This window comes from Chenggangzhangella methanolivorans (genome assembly GCF_019797865.1).
In the GTDB taxonomy this organism is placed as follows: domain Bacteria; phylum Pseudomonadota; class Alphaproteobacteria; order Rhizobiales; family Methylopilaceae; genus Methylopila; species Methylopila methanolivorans.
In genome coordinates, this window is the sequence record NZ_CP081869.1 from 2,139,851 (window position 1) to 2,161,045 (window position 21,195).

Genomic DNA, 21,195 nt, shown 5'->3' on the forward strand with positions numbered 1-21,195 from the left:
TTACGAGCGCGTCGTATACGTAATGATCTTCACAGATACACGAACTCGGCGCCGCTAGGGGGATAATGCAATGGAAACGATTTCGGTCTCGCCTATGGGGAAAGGCTTCGAACGCCCGTCTGAAGACGCGCTTCGCGCAGAAGCGGCGCTCAGGCTCCTAGCTGTCGCAGGACACGATCTGAAACAGCCACTCAGCGTAGCGCTCTTCTGCATCCAGCGCGCGATCGCTCCCTCCCGCGCAGAGGTCGAGTCGGACTTTCTGAGGATCGCGGAAGGCGCTCTTATTCGCCTGAACGACGACCTCGAAGACATCGCGATGCTTTCGCAGGCGGGCGCTTCTCTAAAGCCGAACATAAAGCCCGTGGAGCTGGATCACCTTCTGGGTCGGGTCAAAGAAGCGACCGCTGCCTACGCCGCAGCGTGCGATGTCCGGCTGACGTTCAGCTTCCCAGACCGCATCGTCATGACGGATCCGAGGATGTTCCAGTCCATCTTGAAGAACCTGATCTGGAACGCGATCAAGTTCTCGAACCGTGGAGCGACCGTGGATATCGTTGCGTCGCCCTCGGATGGCAAAGTGGAGATTGAAGTTCGTGACCGCGGCTGCGGCATCCGCAGCGAGGACCTCACGAAAGTCTTCGACGCCTTCGAACGCAGCAGCCAGAACGGGGGGCCCATCGAGGGCTTGGGCCTTGGCCTGCATATCGTTCGGCAGACTGCTCAGGCGCTCGCGCACCCCATCTCGGTCAGCTCTACGCTCGGCGCGGGAACGACCATGTCGGTGACCGTTCGCGAATGGTCTGCGTGCGGGGCGAACCAGCCGTAACCTCCGGTAGATTCACACGAAGAATTTGCCGTCGACAAACCTCTGTATGATTCCAAGCACGGGGCCTGATCTCTCATATTGCGCTCAATGGAATTCGCGCAGGCCGCATGCGGCCTATCCAGCGTAAAGAGCGTTAAGGCGATTATGAGCCAGGTGCCAATGATTGCGATTGTGGACGACGACGAGGCCGTCAGGATTTCGACGGCCAGCTTCGTCCGATCGCTGGGTTACAGGACGCGTACGTTCGAGTCGGCGATGGCGTTCTTGAAAGAAGGCGGCGACGAAGAGCCGGCTTGCATGATTTCCGACGTTCAGATGCCGCTCATCAGCGGCCCTGACCTGCAAGACAAGCTGATCGCCGCAGGGCGACGGTTCCCTATCATCTTCATGACGGCCTTCCCCACGGAGGCGGTCAAAGAGCGTGTTCTGTCCGCCGGAGCCGTGTCGTTCCTCAGGAAGCCTTTTGACGGCAGCGATCTGCAGGCCAGCCTTGAGACCGCCCTGGGGGACCTGACAATCCACTAGGGTCGATCAGCGCTCCCGACCCATAAACTCGGGGCCAACGTAGCGCGGTCTGGTGCGACCTAACACCTGTACGGTCGTTCATATCGCCCCGCCGGAGGCATACGGCGACCATCTGCCCAACATCTCGTATTGATGCAGACCAATCGATCTCGGAGCGTCCGCCTCGGGCCGACGACTGCGCGGACTAAAGGGCGACGATGATTGAGCCTTTCAAGATCGAGATCTCGGACGAACGGCTGGCTGACATCCGCGATCGCGTGGCGCGATATGACTGGAGCAACCTCCCTGACCTTGGCGGATGGCGATCAGGCGTAGGCAAGAAAGACCTTCGACGGTTGTCCGATTATTGGCTTACTCGCTTCGACTGGCGGGCGGTTGAGCAGCGCTTGAATCGGCTTCCACACTTCATCACCGAGATCGACGGAACCTGCATTCATTTCATTCACGCGCGGGGCGACGGCTCGAAGCCGCCGATACTTCTTCTGCACGGCTGGCCTGGATCATTCCTCGAGTTTGAAGCCTTCATCGAACCATTGACCTCCGATGGGCACGACGTCGTCGTTCCTTCGCTGCCGGGTTTCGCTTTCTCGTGCGCGAACGTCGCCGTCGGCCCGCGCTGGGCCGGACAACTGTTCGCCTTGTTGATGCACGCTCTCTTCGGTCCGCAGCGGTTCATCGTCCACGGAGGGGATTGGGGAGCGCACATCGCGAGTTGGATGACGTTCGGGCAACCAGACCGGTTGCTCGGCGCTCACATCAACATGGCCTATGTCCATGCCTCAGATGCTGCGCCGACTACGCCAGATGAGATCGCATTCGCCACCCGCTGTTCGGAGATATTCGAATGGGAGCTTGGCTATAATCTCGAGCAGGAAACGAGACCCCAGACTTTGGGGGCCGTGCTTGCTGACAGCCCTGTTGGTGTTGCAGCCTGGATACTGGAGAAGTTCGGAGTGTGGGCGGACTTGCCCAAGCTATCCAATGGCGATCCGGACGTCTGGAGCAAATTTTCTGAAGAGTTTCTACTATCGAATATCATGCTCTACATTGGGCCGTCGGCGGTTGTGACGGCGACCTGGATCTATCACGGCAAGCGCCTTGAGCGCGCCGGTTCGTTCAGCGCGGGGACCCGGATCGAAGTCCCGTTGGGCGTGGCTGCGTTTCCTGATCCCGTTTTCGCCCCGCCGCCACGCTCATTCCTCGAGAAGACCTACAACGTCGTGCACTGGACCGACATGCCAAGCGGTGGACATTTCGCTTCTCTTGAAGAGCCAAGGCTTATGTTGAGCGATATCCGAGAATTTGTTGGGAAGATTTTTTAGGTGAGCAGGATAGCTTGTATACGAACGTACAGGCAATTTGCACATAAAGATATATGATATCCCAAATAATTCTAATCATATATTTTAGAGTGCCACGCTATTATCTAAATCGGCAAGCGCAGAAGCTCGCCAATATTTAGTGGAATTGAATTTTATCTTTCGGGGGTTGCCATGCCGACGGACGTTCAATCTTGCGGGCCTCAGATCGCGATCGCTGGCGCCACCGGCCGAGTTGGCGCCGCGCTAGTGGGCAAACTTTTAGGCGACCCAGTACAGTTGGTAGCTCTCAGCCGTAGAGCCAAGAACGATGTGCTGCCGATCAACGTACCTATGCGTACGATAGACTTCGACAGACACTCATCTCTTGTCGACGCGCTGCGCGGAGTTGAACGCCTTTTTCTTGCTCACGGAACGTCGGATCAGCAAGTCAAGAACGAGATCGCGTTGATTGATGCGGCCATTGAGAGCGGTGTATCTTACATTGTAAAGCTGTCTGCCATGGGGCCGCCAAGCAAATACCATCCGTTCGATTGGCACACTGAAATCGAAGCTCGTCTGGCTGATACGGATCTGGGATATACCATCCTAAGGCCGAGCACGTTCACTGATGTATTGTCCCGAGCGGGAGCCTTCGTCCTGCAAGATTTATGGGGCGGCGCGGCCGGCGATGGCCGAGTGAACTTTATCAACACGAGCGACGTCGCCGACGTCGCGCGCGTCGCCCTTATGGAGGAGCGGCCTCTAACGTCTCGCCGTGCATACCATCTCACCGGCCCGAAAGCTGTGAGCATGCCTGAGATTGCAGAAGCGATTTCGCGACTACTTGGCAGAAAGGTAGTCTATGAGCATCGCGCGCCAGACGATCAAAAGCAGACGCTTTTAGACGCGGGACTTACCGAAATGGCTGCTGAGATTTCAGTCGGACTTGATAGGATTTTTCACGACTCAGCAATGAGCGAAACAACAAAATACTTATTATGACATCACAGGAAAGGAACCAAAATCCGTCGATGATTGGCTCAAAAGAAACATTGCGCACTTTACATCGCCCAGAACGGATTAGTCGGTCGTCATTGTAGCAATGCAAAATAAAAATCGCGCGATCGCGTCAAGATAATATTTTTAGAGGTGTTCGTGATTTAAAATGCACAATATGTCAGGCTGCCATACCAACGTATAGTTCTACCAGATCAACTGTATAGCAGAACGGCGCGGAGCAAAGCGTTAAAGCTCAGCTATCAGGACCACGGTTGGGAGAAGGAAATGGCAGTTAGTACTTTGGGTGTGGCGCTCATCACTGGCGCTTCTGGTGGCATTGGCGCCATGTACGCTGACCGTTTGGCGCGGCGCGGCTACGATCTGATCCTCGTTGCGCGGAACGAGGAACGCCTCGAAGAGGTCGCGACGCGCGCCCGCAACGTTGGCGGCAATGTCGTCGAGACCATTGCTGCAGATCTCAACTCCGCGACCGACCTTCGAATGCTTGAGGCCCGCCTGCGCGACGATGCGAGCGTTTCGGTGCTGGTCAACAATGCCGGCTTTGGATCCGCGTCTCCGCTGCTCCAGTCCAACGTCGACGACATGGAGCGGATGATCGGGGTCAACATCACCGCGCTCACCCGCCTGACCTACGCAGCAGCGCCGGCCTTTGTCGCTCGTGGCGGCGGCTCCATCATCAACATCTCGTCGACCGTCGCGATCGGCCTTGAGGTGTTGAATGGCGTGTACGGCGCCAGCAAGGCCTATGTCCTCGCGCTGACCCAGTCGCTCGATCACGAGCTCGCATCGAAGGGGCTTCGGGTCCAAGCGGTGCTTCCCGGCGCCACCGCGACGGATTTCTGGAAAGTTGCGGGCGTCGGCGGTCACCAAAACCTCCCGGCTGAGATTGTCATGCGGGCCGACGCATTGGTCGACGCCGCGCTGATGGGCTTCGACGCAGGAGAGGTCGTCACGATCCCGCTGCTCCAGGACGCCGGAGAGTGGGACGCCTACGACGACGCCCGCAAAGCTCTCGCAGGTCACCTCGGCGGATCGCTGCCGGCTCCCCGGTACCTCGTGCAGACCAGCGTCGCCGCCTGAACGGAGCGCGACACTTCGTCGAGCGATCCGAGCAGGCCCGGCCAATGCGGAGCCCCAACATGAAGAACTTTCTTCTCGAGACCGATGTCATAACCGTCGATGGCCTCTCGATCCGCTATGCCAAGGGTGGCACGTCCAAAGGGCCGCCCCTTCTGCTGACGAGCCCCTGGCCGCAAAGCGTCCAGGCGTTTCACGCGATCTGGCCGCTGCTTCAGGACGTGGGGCCGCTGGTCGCCGTCGATCTGCCCGGCTTCGGGCGCTCGCAGTTTCGAGCGGACCTCATGACCCCGGCGACGATGGGCGGCTTCATCGTGAAGATTGCCGAAGCGTTCGGCCTGAAGCGCGTCCACGCGGTCAGCCCGGACATCGGCACCTCGGCGGCGCTGTTCGCCGCTTCGCAGAAGCCTTCGATGTTTGAAAGCGTGATCGTAGGCAGCGGCGGCACGAGCATGGATCTCGTGGGAGCAGGCCTTCGAAGCGTGATTGAAGGGCCATTGTCGGAGATCGACGGCGGCTCCGACGGCCAGATCGTCGCTGATCGCATCAAGCGGCTGTCGAGAAACCAACCGCCTGCCGACGCTCTGGAGGACTATCGGCTCTCATCCGCCGAGGGTCGTTACAAAGCCGCAGCCGCTTATGTCCGGGCGTATCCGTCCGACTTGCCGCGTCTTCACGACCTGCTGCCTTCGATCAAGACGCCGACGCTCGTCATCTCCGGAAAAACCGACCCGCTCGTCCCTCCGGGGAATGGAGATCTGCTGGTCGAAGGCCTTCCGCATGCGAGAGGCGAGATCGTCGATGCAGGTCACTTCGTCTGGGAAGACGAACCAGAAATCTACGCCGGGCTCATCGTGGATTGGGTCCGCGGCGGCTCGCAAAGCCTGATCGCTGAAACCCTCTGAAGGATCGAAGTCGTGCAACTCACCGACAATACCGTCTTCATCACCGGGTCGACTTCGGGAATTGGCCGAGGCCTTGCCGAAGCGTTCCACAAGCTGGGCAACAAGGTCATCGTCGCCGGCCGCCGCAAGGAGCTGCTTTCGGAGGTCACCAAAGCCAACCCCGGCATGGTCGGGATCGAACTCGACATCGCTGATCCTGAGAGCATCAAGCGGGTGGCGGACGAGCTTATTCGTGAGCATCCGACCCTTAATGTCTTGATCAACAATGCGGGGATCATGCCCTTCGACGACGCCGGTGGCGTGGTGGACGACGCAGACGCTCAGCGCGTGCTCACGACCAATCTGCTCGGCACGATCCGCATGACGTCGGCGCTGATCGAACACCTTAAGAGCCAACCGCGCGCAACCATCGTCAACAACACCTCGATCCTGGCATTCATGCCCTTGGCGGTTGCCGCGATCTATTCAGCCAGCAAGGCCGCTCTGCACTCCTACACGCTCTCGCAGCGCTTCATGCTGCGTGAGACGTCGGTGCGCGTTCAGGAGATCACGCCGCCGTGGGTCAACACGGACCTGGTCAAGAAGAGTGACGACCCTCGCGCAATGCCGCTCGACGCCTTCATTGAGCAGACGATGGCTGGCTTGGCGACTGAGGTCGAAGAAGTGGTGGTTGAAGCGGTCCAGCGAGTGCGGGCTAATCCCGGCCCGCAGGAACATGCTCTCGTGAACGCCTTCAACATGAGCATTGTCGCGAACCCTATGCCGGTTTGAACGCTCTAGGGTCGGATCGGAACGTCGCTCTGGCGGACGGTCCGACCCAATTCCGGCTTGTGGCAAGCCGGACCAGTTCCCACCTTCTGCGTCGTCCGCGGAGCCGGCTCGTGGACCAGTCCAAGAGGCGCTTCCTTGGCCAATCGAGACCCTTTGAACTGGATGCTGGGTGAAGCGCTCGACACGCTTGCCCGGGCCGAACGCCTGCATCGCCAGGTGTTCGTTCTCCAGGCGACTGCGACGCCGCGTGAACCCGCTTGGGAGCCACCCGTCGACGTCATCGAGACCGACGACGAGGTTCTGGTGCTTGTCGCCTTGCCTGGCGTCAATCCCGAGCGCGTCGAGGCGGCGATCGAGGACGGGGCTCTCGTGGTGGCCGGCCGCCGGACGCTGCCAGCCGCCCTGCGCAACGCGGTCATCCATCGTCTCGAACTTCCACAGGGTCGTTTCGAGCGCCGTATCCCGCTGCCTGCCGGACGGTATTCCGGCGTGCGGCAAGCGGCGGCCGACGGCTGCCTGCTGTTCAGCCTGACGAAGGCGATCTGAGGCTGAGAGCATGAGCGACATTTTCGGAAATTCGGACCCTATCGAAGCCGCAGCTGAGGATCGCTCCGCGCCGGCGCTGCCTTCTGACGGCATGATCATCCTGCCGGTGCGTGGCTCGGTGCTGTTCCCTAACCTTATCGCGCCGTTCTCGATCGCGCGTCCTCGGAGCATCGCGGCGATCCAGCAAGCGGTCCGCGAGGAACGCCAGATCGCGGTGGTCCTGCAGAAGGACCCAGAGGTCGTGGAACCTGGCGCCGCCGACCTCTACGGCGTCGGCACGGTCGCCAATATCGTCCGCTACGTCACCGCTCAGGACGGCTCTCACCACGTCGTCTTGCAGGGCGCGCAACGGATGCGGTTGCTCGACTTCTTCCCTGGCACGCCGTTCCCTTTCGCGCGGGTGCTGCAGATCCCGGAGCCAAGCGCTCGCTCGCCCGAGATCGAGGCGCGCTTCCTCAACCTGCGCCAGCAGGCTGTCGAGGCGCTGAATTTGCTGCCGCAAGTTCCGCAGGAGCTCGTCCAGGCGATCCAGTCGGCCCCGTCGGCGGCCGTGCTCGCCGACATGACCGCCGCCTATATGGACGTCTCGCCCGAACAGAAGCAGGAGATCCTTGAGACCGTCGACCTCGTCGAACGGATGGAGAGGGTGTCACGCCTTCTCGCCGAGCGCGCCGAGGTGCTTAAGATCAGCCAGGAGATTGGCCGGCAGACCAAAGCGACCTTCGACGAGCGGCAGCGCGAGGCGGTGCTACGCGAGCAGATGGCCGCGATCCAGCGCGAGCTCGGCGAAGGCGAAGGCAAGGCCCAGGAAGTCGCGGAGCTCAGCGAGGCGATCACCGCCGCCGGCATGCCTAGGGAAGTCGAGGACCAAGCCCGCAAGGAACTGCGCCGTTACGAGCGCATGCCTGAGGCCGCCGGCGAGGCCGGCATGATCCGCACCTATCTCGATTGGCTGATCGAGCTGTCGTGGAAGGAGCCGGACGCAGGCGACATCGACATCGCCGAGGCGCGCCGCATCCTCGACGAGGACCATTTCGGCCTCGAGAAGATCAAGAGCCGCATCGTCGAATATCTGGCGGTCCGCAAGCTCGCGCCGAACGGGAAGGCCCCGATCCTGTGCTTCGCCGGCCCTCCGGGCGTCGGCAAGACCTCGCTCGGCCAGTCGATCGCGCGCGCCATGGGCCGCCCCTTTGTGCGCGTCAGCCTCGGCGGCGTCCATGACGAGGCAGAGATCCGCGGCCATCGGCGGACCTATGTCGGCGCGCTGCCTGGCAACATCATCCAGGGCATCCGCAAGGCCGGCTCGCGCGGGGCGGTGATGATGCTCGACGAGATCGACAAGATGGGTCGCGGCATCCAGGGCGACCCTTCGGCCGCGATGCTGGAAGTGCTCGACCCCGAGCAGAACGGGACGTTCCGGGACAACTATCTCGGCGTGCCGTTCGACCTGTCGCGCGTCGTCTTCATCGCAACCGCCAACATGCTCGATACGATCCCGGGCCCGCTGCGCGACCGCATGGAGATCATCAGCCTCGCAGGCTACACCGAGGGCGAGAAGCTACAGATCGCCGAGCGCTATCTGGCTCGCCGCCAGCTGGAGGCGAACGGCCTGACGGCTGACCAGGCTGCGATCGACACAGAAGCGCTTCGGGCGATCATCCGCGACTACACGCGTGAGGCAGGCGTGCGCAGCCTCGAGCGCGAGATCGGTCGTGTGCTGCGCAACGGCGCGGTCAGAATCGCAGACGGCAGCGAGACCCACGTCCGGATCGGCGTCGATGATCTCGAAGCCATCCTTGGGCCGTCACGCTTCGAGAACGAGATCGCCATGCGCACCAGCGTGCCAGGTGTCGCAACGGGACTTGCCTGGACGCCGGTCGGCGGCGACATCCTCTTCATCGAGGCGGCGCGCAATCCGGGCCGGGGCGGCTTCATCCTAACCGGCCATCTTGGCGACGTGATGCGGGAAAGCGCCCAGGCGGCGCTCAGCCTCGTGAAGAGCAAGGCGGCTTCGCTTGGCGTTGATGCATCCGCCTTCGACAAGAGCGACATCCACGTCCACGTGCCAGCCGGCGCCACGCCCAAGGATGGGCCGAGTGCGGGTGTAGCCATGTATACGTCTCTCGCGTCACTGATGACGAACCGCACCGTGCGTAGCGACACTGCGATGACTGGTGAGATCTCGTTGCGTGGGCTTGTGCTTCCTGTCGGCGGCATCAAGGAGAAGGTCGTGGCTGCTGCGGCGGCTGGCCTGACGCGCGTCATGCTGCCGGCGAGGAACCGTCGTGACTATGACGACATCCCGAAGGAGGCCCGAGATCGGCTCGAGTTCGTTTGGCTCGAGCATGTCGATCAAGCGATCGAGGCGGCCCTAGATCCTCGAAGTAACGCAGCCAAAACGTAGCAACTTCCACGATTATGGAGCGTCAGAAAGCGGACCCTCCGGAGGGCAGCCATGGGTCAGAAGCGCTTGTCATCTCGAGACGAAAACTTCGAGCACTCGTGCAATGGCTTCAGTCCCGGGGTCGGAAACGCCACTTAGCGCCTCTGAAGGAGCGAAGAGCGAGCGACCAGCGCGCCCTCGACATGTCGCTTTCCACTATAAGCTCTTCTTCAAAGACGAATCCTCAAGATATGGTTCAAGTTTACTAATATCAACAACATCCTGTGACTCACGCTTGATAATTTCGAGCACTATCGGCCCCAGTTTGCGGTTTCGAGCACGTCGAATTCCTTCCCTTCGCTTCAAACGATTGATCTCTCGCTTAGACGACGGATTACACAAATCCGGTTCAATATCTGTCGTATGGGCAATACCAACTCGACGGTATCCGCTCTTTCCTGGAAGCTCACCTGCCAATTTTTTAACTGCGACAAAATCGAATCCAACACTCTCGAGAGAGCGAATAACACGATTCACATAGCCTTTCTGCCTAAGCACTGCAAACGTTGTAGCATAAATTGGCGCGTATTCCATCACATTATTACCAAAAAACCAATTTGCATGAATAGCTACTATCGCTTCAACTGTCCGTTTATTTTCGAACCAATGACGGCCGGATGCTGATGGAATGTCGCTCAAGGCAGTGAGGACGTGGAGATGCTGGTCATCTGTTAGACCAATTTCCCCGGCATCAAGTCTCCGCACTATTTCATCTCTAAACATTTGTGTTGCGCGCGGGTTCGTTCCATAGAATACCGTCCTTTCAAACTGAGCTGGCCGATCATCCGGCATTCCTAGTAACGGGAAATATTAATGTCTACTTGGACGTCAATCGAATCTCGTTCATTTCTTCTCCTGTATCGCACCTCATGAATAATACTGTTCATTTTCGCAACGAGAAGTGCACTTTCTTCGTTGTCCTTGGCATTTGGATCTCGCCTCCCGAACTCCTCTAACGCTTTCGCAAACGCACCTACAGACGTGTATTGCGTCTCTACCGGAGTTATCTCGACATCCTTGATCCCTGTCAGTATTGCATATAATTCGTTTTTCCTAGTAACGCGGGGCTCGTGTTTATCATTGAAATGCTCATTAGAGATTCGCTTTGTAATTTTGAGATCAATTATTTCAGATATTTCATCATCAATACGTTTTATGCGCGTCCGTATGTCAGATTTTCTAGCGTCAATTTCAGCTTGGCGGGCGCGCTGATTTGCTTGCGTACTTTCAATAAACGCGCCATCGGGCTGTAGTTTCGGGATAAGGTCTTTTATGATGGATAATACTGCTTCAATCAGTACATAGCGCGGAAGAGTGCTTCGTATGCGATTATCTCCTTTATGATTGCAATCGAAATTATGCTTCGCTTTACCCATGAATCCGTCGCAGGTTGGGCATTTCACCTTCTTCTCAAGGAAGTAGGCTGATCGATCAATCGATTTTGATGTTCCGGCCACTCGCGCCGCAGCAGCGTAAAATATGTCATCTGTGACGAGAGCTTCGTGAAGCCCTCGCACGTATATTATTTGATCATCTGGATTTCGAAGCCGGACCTTATCTACTGTTGTTGTCGCCCTCCAGCGTATCATGCCGATATATGCTGGGTTGGTTGCTATATAAACAATAGTGGACTCCCACCAGCCGTCGAAACCGCGCGGAGACTCCCAGCCTTTGGCCTCAACCAAGTATTTTATAATCTGAGGCGAAACTCCGGCAGCCAACCAGCCAAGTATTGTTACTACTCGTGGCCCATTTATGGGATCTTCCCTTATCGTACCACGCTCTCTTCCGATAGTAAAACCGTACGGAATGCCCCCAAGATTGTATCCATCGTTCGCAGCTTTAAGCATTCCAAGATAGAGTTTGTTAGCCGTAGACTCGTAATCCTGCGCAGCAACACCTGCGGCAAGCGCTGCAGAGATGGGATCGTCAATAAATTTTCTTGAGGAGCAATCGTATAGCTTTACACCACGCAGTCGAAAGGCTGCCCAGGCATTTATCCAGGAGGTAAGTGACCTAGCAAAACGGCAAGGAGTCGCAATAGTAAGTACGTCAAATTCGCCAGCAAGTGCGCGGTTGTATAAGCGCTCCAACTTGGGTCGCTCTTCCATCGGAAGAACCCCAGACAGCCCGTGATCGTAGTGAAAATCTCCAGACTGCCAACGATGTTCGGCAGCAGCGGCGCGACATGCTGCCTCCTGAGTAGGCCCGCTATCTTGCTCGTCAGTAGAGGTCCGACCGTAGTGCTCTGCGATTAGCACTGATCGCTTTGTGCGCTCAACGAAACCCGGGAGTGTCCTGAGCGTAACAGGGAGCACGAGAGGGGGCATGATCCTCTGCTCATCTCGCTCCAGGCTCGCTGATTCGATGAACATTTGTCCGTCTCGATGTGGGCTCTCAAGCGGCAAGCAAGGCCGCGCCATCTGTCTAAACATATTAGACACCCGTGGTGTCGTCAACCTGGGCGGTTCGGGTGCGGCCCAGCACTATCCAGCGCGATAGCGCCTCGACGAGATCGCGAGCGTTCGGCGAAAAAGAAGGACTGTCGCTTGCTGGGGAGTCGGAAGCACGCGTTCCTTGTCAGCGTCGACTGAAGATGAAGGCATAGGCGTTGCAGAGGTGGCTTCATCGGTCATGCGACCCTCGGCCGGCAATGCGGCAGCACACTAAGTGCTCGAGGCGAGTTCGCGGAGCGACATCGACAGCGACTGTATACAAGTGATCGCGATGCTAGGCAACATTCAATAGCAGATTTTGAGAGCTAATATTTGATTGCTATAGATATTTGTTTAATCACATCTATCGGCCCGCGTGTTAATTATTAGAACGCAAATGCGACAACGCGAGGGGCGCGCCTCTTGTCACAATAGTATAGATCGGCAGACCGCCAACTCAGAACTAATGATTAACATAGGATAGGCCGTCAAAAGATCGATTCGAAGACAAAACTCAATGGCACATCAGATCATTTAGCCATCGTTATAATCGAAATGCTTAGCGATTTCCGAATGGTTCTAGCGCCAGACTGTGTCGCTTGCGACTGCGAAACCTGGTAAAGAGCGCGCTGTTTACTGGAAAACCCAGTCGCAAGTGACATCCCACATAACTCTTAGATATATCAGGCAAAATTTAAGATGAAACAATCTGGACGTCGCCAAACTCTAGGCCAATCGACGTAGCTGCCGATCGCGATGCGGGGCTACAGGGCGTGGCGACGCGCCACTGAGCATCATTTGACTTTTGGCAATTAAATCTATCTAATACTTACATTGGCGATTTTTGGGCTTAAGCGACGGTTATGGGTCAGCGCTGGTTCGAGGCGGCATCAAAGGCAGAGCCGAAAGTAAAAGACGCGGCACGAGGCATGCGTGAGCGCGCTATTAAAGAAGAGGCGCGAGTTCATAATATCTCCTCACAGACTTTGACGCGAGCGATCCTAGCGTTGAATTTCGCTCGTGAGTTTCAGGATCGTCATCAGGTCGACCTGACAAAAATGGCGCTTAACACCGTTGAAGATATAAAAAAATGGGCGAGCTATGATGTAGCGGGAGCAAAGGCGGTCGCCGAGCGTGTAGTCACCGATAAATTGTCAGTCAGGGCGGTCCGTTCACTCGAACAAAAAGCTAGAGACCCGCAATCAATCGATCTTCCAGACCGATTGGCACCGAGTGTCACCACAGAGCTTTTAGTTGAAGATATCAATCAGAAGTATCCTGATGATCGATATATTCGTATTGTGCCTTCAGAAGACGCGCCGTCAGCAGATTATTGCCTATACGACGACCAAACGAAAAATAAAATTTTTATACGTGTGTTTAGTGACTACTCGCGCGATGAAGTAACAAGGCGCAAGCTCGTTAACGAATTGGTTCTCGCTCTCGCGATTAGAGATTATTTCGGTAGTGTTGTGATATATGTTGAATCTCAATCAACATACCGGATCGCCAATGAATGGCTTCTATACCGCCATAGAAGTTATGATGTACGCGTACCTCCGATTAGACAGATATCAATCGAAATGCAGCCATGTATTTCGACTACGAAATCATTGTAATTATAACTAAAATTTAACTCTGCACCCTGACCTCTGCACTCGCGTGTCGAAGGGAAGTCACTTCGAGACCCACGCGCCTCACGTAGTCGGTTGGCCTCTCGCCGGCTTGGCCCGTGAGCCCTTCTCCGCCTGTCGGTAGGCCTGCTCCGCTTCAGCAATGGCGTTGGCCAATGCGGTCGGGTCCTTGAGGTCCTGCTGCGAAGACAATGCTTCAGCGCAGGCGCGCTCGATTGCGCTGCACCACTTCTTCACGACGGACCATTTCAGATGCGTCCCGTCGTGCAGGGCATAACTCGCGCGGGTTACATCGTGCGTTTCCTCGCCTTCGTTATGATCAAGGATTATGCGGGTAGCCTCACGACTGTTCCCGAGCATCCTCTCCCCGTGGGTGGCGAAGCCGCGTCTGAGCGCATGAGGAGTAGCTTTGACGCCGGGAAGATGCATCAGCTTGTGCGTCAGGGTGTCAGCCGCCATGTGGCCGACGACCTCGCTTTCATCTCGAGACTGTCTTCTGCGGACCCGTGCCGCCGGGAGGAGATAGATCGACCCAGCAGCGCTTGACCGCTCAATCTGCTCGGCGACGCGGCGCCAGGTTTTGGCTGGGATCGGAATGACGTGATCCGTGTAGTCCTTCCGGCGTTCCGCGGTTTTCCGATGCGACGCGGGAATTCGCCAGAGGCCCCCGTGGCCTGGCAACGCCGAGAACTCGGTGAGCCGCGCTGTCGCGATCGGTCGACGACGTTGCGCGGTCATCACCAGCAATTCGAGGGCCAGCCCATGCTCTTCACGCATTGCGCCAGACCGGGCGATAGCGAGAATCCGGCCGAGTTCCGTCATGGCGGGAACATGCGGCTGGCGCGTGGGTCGATCTTCGTTTGGCCTCGATCTCTCGGGAGCCTTCAATCTGCTCATCACGCCCGCTTCCACCTGCGAACGTTCGGCGTTGGCGTCAGACTGCAGGAAACTCCACAGTGTCCGGAGCGCGCCCGCGAGATGCTCGGCGCGGCCTTCGGTGCCGGCCGAATGGGCCTCGGCCACGATGACTGCGAGATCACGCCGGCCGATGTCGGCGACCGCCCGCTGTTCCAGGGACGCCAACAAGGGGTGGTTCAGGAGCGAGCGGGTGGCGCGCAGGGTGTCGGGCCGGCGGGTTCGGGCGACCTCGGCCAGATAGGCTTCGCGACCTTCAGCAAACGTCATGCGGCCGGGCTGCTCGGCTTGCGGATGGGCGGCCGCGACCTTCCCCATGGCGCGCCGCTGCTCGTCCCACCAGGCTTGCGTTGGAGCCGCGCGGTTGGCTTTCGCAAAGCGCTTGGCGGCCCGCACGACATCGCGCGCGTCCTCGAGCGGCCACTCGTCGAGGTCGCCGAAACCGATGCGGTCGAACTTGCCGTCGAGCGTGTAGCGCCAGCTCCAGTTCGCTCCTCCGGCCCCCACGCGAAGGACCAGGCCGCGCACGGCTCCGTCCGACAGCTCGATGCGTTTGCCGTCACGCCTGGCGTCGCGCAGCGCCTTGTCGATGAGGGATTGAGTGAGGTTCTTCGCCATTGAAGGGCCGTTGACCCGATTGGGCAGTTTGGGGCAGTTTCGAACGCGCGGCGGCCGGCTGAGCGGGCGCTCGGAGCCTGGCGACGGAAGAGGATTTATAGCTTCGAATTGCTAAGGAAATGGCAGTTTTGGCGATCCTCATCGAGGCCTCGAGAGGGTTTCAATCCGGCCGACAAGCGGAATCATAATCCGCGTGTCGGGGGTTCGAGGCCCTCCTCCGCTACCAACGAAATCATCGATTCAGAAAATATCCATGCGCCCGCGAGCGAACTCGGACGTCGCGGGATGACCGCCGACGCCGTCGCGCACGGACATGAACGCCACGGTCCGAGAGAACGCCGATACGGCGCGTGCGATCGAGGCCAGCGGCGGCTCGAGGCTTTAGGCGCGCCGCGTCGCCGGTCTCGACGCCTCACCCCGGAGCGAGGCCGACGTCTGCTTCGGCCGGCCGGCCGCCGATCCGTCGCGAAACGTTCGCCAGATCCTCGCGCAGCCTCGGCGTCGCGTGATCGATGAAGGCCCGCAGCGTCACGTTGCGGCGCGGCACGGGGTGGAACACCAGGCTTACAGGCGTCGGCTCGGGCTCGAACGCGTCGAGCAGGGTCATGAGCCGGCCGGCCGCGACATGTCCGGCCACCTGATAGGACAATGCGCTGCAGACGCCGCGCCCGCGCACCGCGGCGTCGATCGCCGCCCCGGCGGAGTTCAGCGCGAGGCGCGGCGTGATCGGCACGGAGAAGCGCTTGGCCCGGCGCGCAGCCGGGTCGACGAAGCGCCAGAGCGCGCCGGCGTCGCCCTCCTGCTCGCCGATGCAGGCGTGGCACGTAAGATCATGCGGCGTCGCCGGCGCGCCCGCCTGCGCGACATAATCCGGCGAGGCGCAGACGAGCTTGCGGACCTCGCCGAGCCGCGTCGCGACGATCCCCGAGTCCGGCAACGGCGCGAGCCGCACCGCCACGTCCAGCCCCTCCTCCACCAGATCGACCATCCGGTTGAGCAGCAAAGCGCGGGCGCGGGCGGCCGGGTGGGCGGCCAGAAAGCTTTCGATCACGGGCATGACGTGCAGGCGGCCGAACAGCTCGGGGGCCGTCACGCCGATCCGTCCGTCGACCGTCTCGCCGGCCCCGGCGTCGGCGGCTTCGAGCTCCGCCAGCACGCTCCGGTAGACGGGGAGCCGACGCTCGCCGGCCTCCGTCAGGCGCAGGCGGCGGGCGTTGCGGTGGATGAGCCTCTCGCCGAGCCGCTCTTCCAGCATCTGCAGGGCGCGCGTGACCTTGGCGGGCGACAGCGCGAGCTTGCGGGCGGCCGCCGCGAGCGATCCCTCGTCCACGGTCGAGACGAACATCGCCATCGCGTCGAGCCTGTCCATGATTGCAGATCCTGAAATGACAGAGTGCGATGATGGCGTCTTATACGATTTTCCGAAACGCATAGCTTCTCGTCGACACACACAGGCAAAGCGAGAGGCGACGCCATGACGACGAGCAGAAAAGGTTTCGAGCGGCGGTCCGTGATCGCCGGACTGGGTCTTGCAGGCATCGCGCTCTCCGGAGCCGCGGCCGCGCAGAAGACGGCGAGCGCCGACGCGGCTTCGGCGCCCGGAGGTGACGACGCAGCGTTGCGCTTCGGGACCAAACAGGTCGGAGACGTGACGGTGTTCTATCGCGAGGCCGGCCGCGCCGACGCGCCCGTTCTCCTGCTGCTGCACGGCTTTCCGACGGCCGGCCACATGTTCCGCGACCTGATGCCGTTGCTCGCCGACAAATACCGCGTCATCGCCCCGGACCTCGCCGGCTTCGGCAACACGGTCGCGCCGCCGCGCGCGTCCTTCGCCTACAGCTTCGACAAGCTCGCCGAGGTGACGGAGGGCTTCGTCGAGGCCATGGGGCTCACCCGCTACGCGCTCTACGTGTTCGACTACGGCGCGCCGACCGGCTTCCGGCTGGCGATGGCCCATCCCGAGCGCGTGACCGCGATCATCAGCCAGAACGGCAACGCCTATACGGAAGGCCTCAGCAAGGAATGGGAGCCCTGGCAGCGTTACTGGCGCGACCCGACGCCAGAGAACCGCGAGGCCTGCCGCGCGGCGCTGACCGACGAGGCGATCCGCTTCCAGTGGAGCCACGGCGCGCCGGAGGGCCGCGTCTCGCCCGACGGCATGACGCTCGACATGCACTACATGCGCCGCCCGGAGGCGCAGGAGATCCAGCTCGACCTGATCCTGAGCTACCGGAGCAATGTCGAGCTCTATCCCGCGTTCCAGGCTTACTTCCGCAAGCATCAGCCGCCGCTTCTGGCGGTGTGGGGCAAGAACGACGCCTTCTTCATCCCGCCCGGCGCCGAAGCCTACAGGCGCGACCTCCCGAAGGCGGAAGTCCACCTGCTCGACGCCGGCCACTTCGCGCTCGAGACCCATGCGGGCGAGATCGCGGCGAAGATCCGCGACTTCCTGCGGCGCAACGGGGTCTGACGGCGGACCAGACGAGACGGGCGCCCGGCGCGATGAGCGCGCGCCGGGCGTCGCGTTCAATCCTCAAAGGTCGAGCGTGACGGAGACCCGCGCGCGCGACACGCAGGGCGCGATCCTGTCCTGCCGGTCGGCTGTCGAGATGACGGCGTCGCGGTGGATCACCACGCCCTCCGTATAGCCGCAGACGCAGGAGCCGCAGACGCCGAGCTCGCAGGAGGACGGCATGATCTTGCCGTGCTCGCGCAGCACGTCGAGCAGGGAACGGTCGGCCGGCACGTGCAGCGTCGCGCCCGAGGAGGCGAGCGTCGCGTCGAACGGCTCCGGCTTGAAGTTCTCGTCGACCGGCGCCTGGAACGCCTCGGCGTGGATCGCGGTCTCGGGCCAGCCAAGCGCCAGCGCCGCGTCGCGCACGGCCTCGTAAAGCCGATGCGGGCCGCAGACATAGAGGGCAGCCCCTTGCGAATAGGGCCCGACCGACGCCGCATCGAAGCGGGCGCCCTCGCCCGAGAACCATGTCGACAGCCGGTCGCCGCAGGCCTCGGACAGTTCGGTGAGCAGCGGGGCCTCGGCGGCCGTCCGAGCGCAGAAATGGACCGCGATTTCGGCTCCATCGGCCCTGAGCCGCCGCGCCATGGCGAGACCGGGCGTCACGCCGATGCCGCCGAGCACGAAGAGGTGGCGGGAGGCGTCGCGGATCGGGAAGTTGTTGCGCGGCGCGGAGACATGGGCGATCGCGCCCTCGACCAGCGCCTCATGCGCCCAGCGCGAGGCGCCGCGGCCCGCGTCCTCGCGCTTGATCGCGATCTCGTAGGTTCGAAGATCCTGCGGGTCGCCGCAGAGCGAATATTGCCGGATCTTTCCGTCGGGCAACCTCAGGTCGACATGCGCGCCCGGCTCCCAGGCCGGCAATTTGGGGCGGCTCGGGTGGACGAGCGTCAGATGCAGGACGTCCGCGGTCGCAAGCCGTGCGGCAGCGACCCGGAGCTTCATGATGATGCGGGCGGTCATGGCGTCAGGCGTCGTCCAGCAGTTCGATCTCGTCGCCAGGCCGGATCACGCCGCCGCGCTCGATCCCGGCGTTGAGGCCGGAGCGGTTGTAGAGCGGCAGATAGACCGGAAGTCCCAGCAGCCTCGAGATACTTGCAGGGGAAGTTGAGAGCCCTCCCCTCATGATCACCTCGCCGACCCGGAACCGACGGCCGACCAGATGGTTGAGCGGCACGCCGCGGACGGTCAGGTTGCGCCGGTGATCGCCGGGCGCGAGCGCGATGGAGCCGCCCTGCAGCGGCGGATCGTTGCGCGAGAGCGCGTCGAGAGCCTCCTGCTCGATCAGCGTGACCTCGCGCGCGTCGGGCTTGGGCGAATAGGTGCCGGTCCCAAGATAATAGCGGTCGCCCACGATGCCGCGGCCCGCGACGCACTGCGCCTCCTCGAGCTCCTCCATCTCGTAGCTTGCGGCGGGCGCGACATGATGTTGAGCAGCACGCCCCGAAGCCGGTCGCGCCGCCCGGAACGTTGCGGGCGGCCGAGCCCTGCGCATGCTCGAAGGCCTCGACCATCTTCGGGCCCGGCTTCTCGGCCATTGCTTCGCCGAGGCCGTCCTGACGTCGTTCGTCGTCTCTCATGGGTCGTCTCCCTGGCGGCCGTCACGTCGCCGCTTCGAACCGAAAGGCCATGCGGCGCCCGGAGCAAGCTCCGGACGCCGCGTTCGTCCGGCGCGTTCCGCGCCTCAGTCGATCTTCTTGCCGGCGGTCTCGGGCGCGGCCAGCGTCGCGGTCAGCGTGATCAGCGCGAGGACGATCAGGTAGACCGAGATCGGCCAGGTGGCTCCGCTCCAGGCCAGCAGCGCGGCCGCGATCATCGGGGTGAAGCCCCCGCTCAGCGCCGCGCCCACCTGGAAGCCGAGCGAGGCCCCGGTGTAGCGCAGCCGGGCGTCGAAGAGTTCCGACATCCAGGCGGCGCCGATCGCGAACATGACGCCCTGACCGAGGCTCAGCGCGACCGCGACCGTGATGGTGATCGTCGTCGGATCGCCCGTGTTCAGCAGGCTGAACATCGGGAACGCGAAGCCGATCGAGAACAGGCAGGCGAGGATAAACATCGCGCGCCGCCCGTAGCGGTCGGCGAGCATGCCGAACAGCGGCAGCGTGAAGAGCTCGATGATCGCGGCGATCAGGATGCCGTTCAGGATCACGCTGCGCGGCAGGCCGAGCTTGGCGGTCACGTAGGAGATCGAGAACACCGTGACGATGCTGACATAGGCGATCTCCGAGACCTTGAGGCCGACCGCCGTTGCGAAGGTCCGCGTGTGCTGGGTCAGGATCTCGACGACCGGCATCTTGGCCACGACGTTCTGCTCCTTCACCTTCTTGAACGCGGGCGTCTCGTGCAGGCGCAGGCGGATGAAGAGGCCGACGACCACCAGCAGGGCGCTGGCGAGGAACGGGATGCGCCAGCCCCAGGCGAGGAGTCGGCCTCCGACATGAGCCCCGTCATCCGGAACGCGCCGATCGAGGCGATGACGCCGAGCGGGTAGCCGAGCTGGACCAGCGCGCCGTAGAGCCGCGCTTCCTGTCCGGCACGCTCTCCACCACCATCAGCACCGCGCCGCCATTCGCCGCCGATGCCCAGCCCCTGCACGAGGCGCAGCACGACGAGCAGGATCGGAGCCCAGACGCCGATCTGGTCGTAGGTCGGCAGACAGCCGATCAGGAAGGTGCCGACGCCCATGATCAGAAGCGTCAGAGACAGCATGGCCTTGCGGCCGAGCTTGTCGCCGAAATGGCCGAAGATGACGCCGCCGAGCGGGCGCGCGGCGAAGCCCACGGCGTAGGAGCCGAAGGCCGCGATCGTGCCGACCATCGGGTCGAAGCTCGGGAAGAACAGCTTGTTGAAGACGAGCGCGGCCGCCGTCCCGTAGATCAGGAAGTCGTACCATTCGACGGTCGTGCCGATGACGCTCGACCAGACGATCTTGCGCCGTTCCGCGTCCGGCATTTTTTCGCCCGCAGGGACCGCGGCCGCATCGGAGACTTCCACCGCAATTGTCATCGTGAACCCCCGCTGTGGGTGTGGAGACGTCGTTCGGACTGCTTCAGGCTCCGGTCCGCGCGAGGCCGCACGGGGCCGGCGCCGCCCGGCCATGCGGCCGGGAGGTCGAAGTCGCGCATGCGGCGCGGATTGAGGGATCAGGCGTCCGGCAGCGCCGCGACGCAGCCGATCTCGACCCGGATCGCGGGATCGGCGAGACGGCTTTCGACGCAGGCGCGGGCGGGCGCTGCGCCCGCGGGCGCCCAAGCGTCCCAGACCGTGTTGAAGGCTGCGAAGTCGCCGATCGCGGGAAGCCAGACCATCGCGCTCAGGATGCGGCTTTTGTCGGTTCCGGCCTCGGCGAGGATCGCGTCGATCTTGGCGAGCACCTGGGCCGCCTGCTCGACGACGCCGACGCCGAGATCGTCAGGCGCCTGACCGGAAACGTAGACGAGACCGCCATGGACCGTCGCGGCGGACAGGCGCGGTCCGCTCCCGATGCGCCGGATCACGGGAGAGACCTCCGGCCAGCGGGGAAGGCTCGCGCGGCATGAAGCCTGCTTGATGGAGCCGTTGCGGTCATGGGCGGCCGGGACCGGAACGGGGCCGCCGCAGGAAGAGAACAAGCGCGCCATGCTGCTTTTCCTTGGATCCGCGACCCGCCATCGCCGGCCGCCCA

Annotated in this window: 17 protein-coding genes and 2 pseudogenes; 11 read left to right on the forward strand and 8 right to left on the reverse strand. The window is 61.4% G+C overall.

Annotation, left to right across the window (positions count from 1 at the left end):
- The first annotated feature begins 70 nt into the window (after nt 1-70).
- The 9 genes from K6K41_RS11205 (at nt 71) to lon (ending at nt 9,375) form a co-directional block, all read left to right on the forward strand.
- Nucleotides 71-826 carry a sensor histidine kinase gene (locus tag K6K41_RS11205; RefSeq protein WP_261405105.1) on the forward strand — a complete coding sequence of 252 codons (756 nt, stop codon included), beginning with the start codon at nt 71-73 and terminating at the stop codon, nt 824-826.
- Between the two features lie 87 nt (nt 827-913).
- Nucleotides 914-1,351: a response regulator transcription factor gene (locus K6K41_RS11210; RefSeq protein ID WP_261405106.1), complete on the forward strand. Its 438-nt coding sequence runs from the start codon at nt 914-916 to the stop codon at nt 1,349-1,351.
- 197 nt (nt 1,352-1,548) lie between these two features.
- Entirely contained in the window at nt 1,549-2,673 is a 1,125-nt protein-coding gene (locus K6K41_RS11215) for an epoxide hydrolase family protein (RefSeq protein ID WP_261405107.1), read from the forward strand.
- Between the two features lie 171 nt (nt 2,674-2,844).
- Nucleotides 2,845-3,654, forward strand: a complete 810-nt coding sequence (locus K6K41_RS11220) for an NAD(P)H-binding protein (protein ID WP_261405108.1) — start codon at nt 2,845-2,847, stop codon at nt 3,652-3,654.
- Nucleotides 3,655-3,936: 282 nt separating this feature from the next.
- Entirely contained in the window at nt 3,937-4,752 is an 816-nt protein-coding gene (locus K6K41_RS11225) for an SDR family NAD(P)-dependent oxidoreductase (RefSeq protein WP_261405109.1), read from the forward strand.
- Nucleotides 4,753-4,811: 59 nt separating this feature from the next.
- Nucleotides 4,812-5,654 (forward strand): alpha/beta fold hydrolase, encoded by an 843-nt coding sequence (locus K6K41_RS11230; RefSeq protein WP_261405110.1) that lies wholly within the window; start codon nt 4,812-4,814, stop codon nt 5,652-5,654.
- Nucleotides 5,655-5,666: 12 nt separating this feature from the next.
- Nucleotides 5,667-6,425 carry an SDR family oxidoreductase gene (locus tag K6K41_RS11235; protein ID WP_261405111.1) on the forward strand — a complete coding sequence of 253 codons (759 nt, stop codon included), beginning with the start codon at nt 5,667-5,669 and terminating at the stop codon, nt 6,423-6,425.
- Nucleotides 6,426-6,560: 135 nt separating this feature from the next.
- Entirely contained in the window at nt 6,561-6,971 is a 411-nt protein-coding gene (locus tag K6K41_RS11240) for an Hsp20/alpha crystallin family protein (protein WP_261405112.1), read from the forward strand.
- A gap of 91 nt (nt 6,972-7,062) precedes the next feature.
- A complete protein-coding gene (gene lon, locus K6K41_RS11245; protein ID WP_261405706.1) occupies nt 7,063-9,375 on the forward strand; it encodes an endopeptidase La in 2,313 nt (770 codons plus the stop codon).
- Nucleotides 9,376-9,570: 195 nt separating this feature from the next.
- On the opposite strand, the gene K6K41_RS11250 is transcribed toward lon, so the two are convergent.
- Complete coding sequence (locus K6K41_RS11250; RefSeq protein WP_261405113.1) at nt 9,571-10,206, reverse strand: hypothetical protein; 636 nt, start codon at nt 10,204-10,206, stop codon at nt 9,571-9,573.
- 2 nt (nt 10,207-10,208) lie between these two features.
- The gene (locus K6K41_RS11255) at nt 10,209-11,849 is read right to left on the reverse strand and encodes a recombinase family protein (protein WP_315855220.1); all 1,641 of its coding nucleotides are present in this window, start codon (nt 11,847-11,849) and stop codon (nt 10,209-10,211) included.
- A gap of 863 nt (nt 11,850-12,712) precedes the next feature.
- Between K6K41_RS11255 and K6K41_RS11260 the strand changes: the two genes are divergently transcribed.
- Nucleotides 12,713-13,468: a hypothetical protein gene (locus tag K6K41_RS11260; RefSeq protein WP_261405114.1), complete on the forward strand. Its 756-nt coding sequence runs from the start codon at nt 12,713-12,715 to the stop codon at nt 13,466-13,468.
- Nucleotides 13,469-13,546: 78 nt separating this feature from the next.
- On the opposite strand, the gene K6K41_RS11265 is transcribed toward K6K41_RS11260, so the two are convergent.
- Both K6K41_RS11265 and K6K41_RS11270 read right to left on the reverse strand, forming a co-directional pair.
- A complete protein-coding gene (locus K6K41_RS11265; RefSeq protein ID WP_261405115.1) occupies nt 13,547-15,016 on the reverse strand; it encodes a tyrosine-type recombinase/integrase in 1,470 nt (489 codons plus the stop codon).
- 412 nt (nt 15,017-15,428) lie between these two features.
- A complete protein-coding gene (locus K6K41_RS11270; protein WP_261405116.1) occupies nt 15,429-16,385 on the reverse strand; it encodes a LysR family transcriptional regulator in 957 nt (318 codons plus the stop codon).
- Nucleotides 16,386-16,490: 105 nt separating this feature from the next.
- On the opposite strand from K6K41_RS11270, the gene K6K41_RS11275 reads away from it, so the two are divergent.
- Nucleotides 16,491-17,486, forward strand: coding sequence for an alpha/beta fold hydrolase (locus K6K41_RS11275; RefSeq protein WP_261405117.1), 996 nt, complete (start codon nt 16,491-16,493; stop codon nt 17,484-17,486).
- Nucleotides 17,487-17,549: 63 nt separating this feature from the next.
- Here K6K41_RS11275 and K6K41_RS11280 read toward each other — a convergent pair whose 3' ends face one another.
- The 4 genes and pseudogenes from K6K41_RS11280 to K6K41_RS11295 form a co-directional block, all read right to left on the reverse strand.
- A complete protein-coding gene (locus K6K41_RS11280; RefSeq protein WP_261405118.1) occupies nt 17,550-18,494 on the reverse strand; it encodes a PDR/VanB family oxidoreductase in 945 nt (314 codons plus the stop codon).
- A 4-nt stretch (nt 18,495-18,498) separates the two neighbouring features.
- Nucleotides 18,499-19,069 (reverse strand): annotated as a pseudogene (locus K6K41_RS11285) (MOSC domain-containing protein).
- A 146-nt stretch (nt 19,070-19,215) separates the two neighbouring features.
- Nucleotides 19,216-20,483: pseudogene (locus K6K41_RS11290) on the reverse strand (MFS transporter).
- 191 nt (nt 20,484-20,674) lie between these two features.
- Entirely contained in the window at nt 20,675-21,028 is a 354-nt protein-coding gene (locus tag K6K41_RS11295; protein ID WP_261405708.1) for a RidA family protein, read from the reverse strand.
- Nucleotides 21,029-21,195 lie beyond the last annotated feature (167 nt).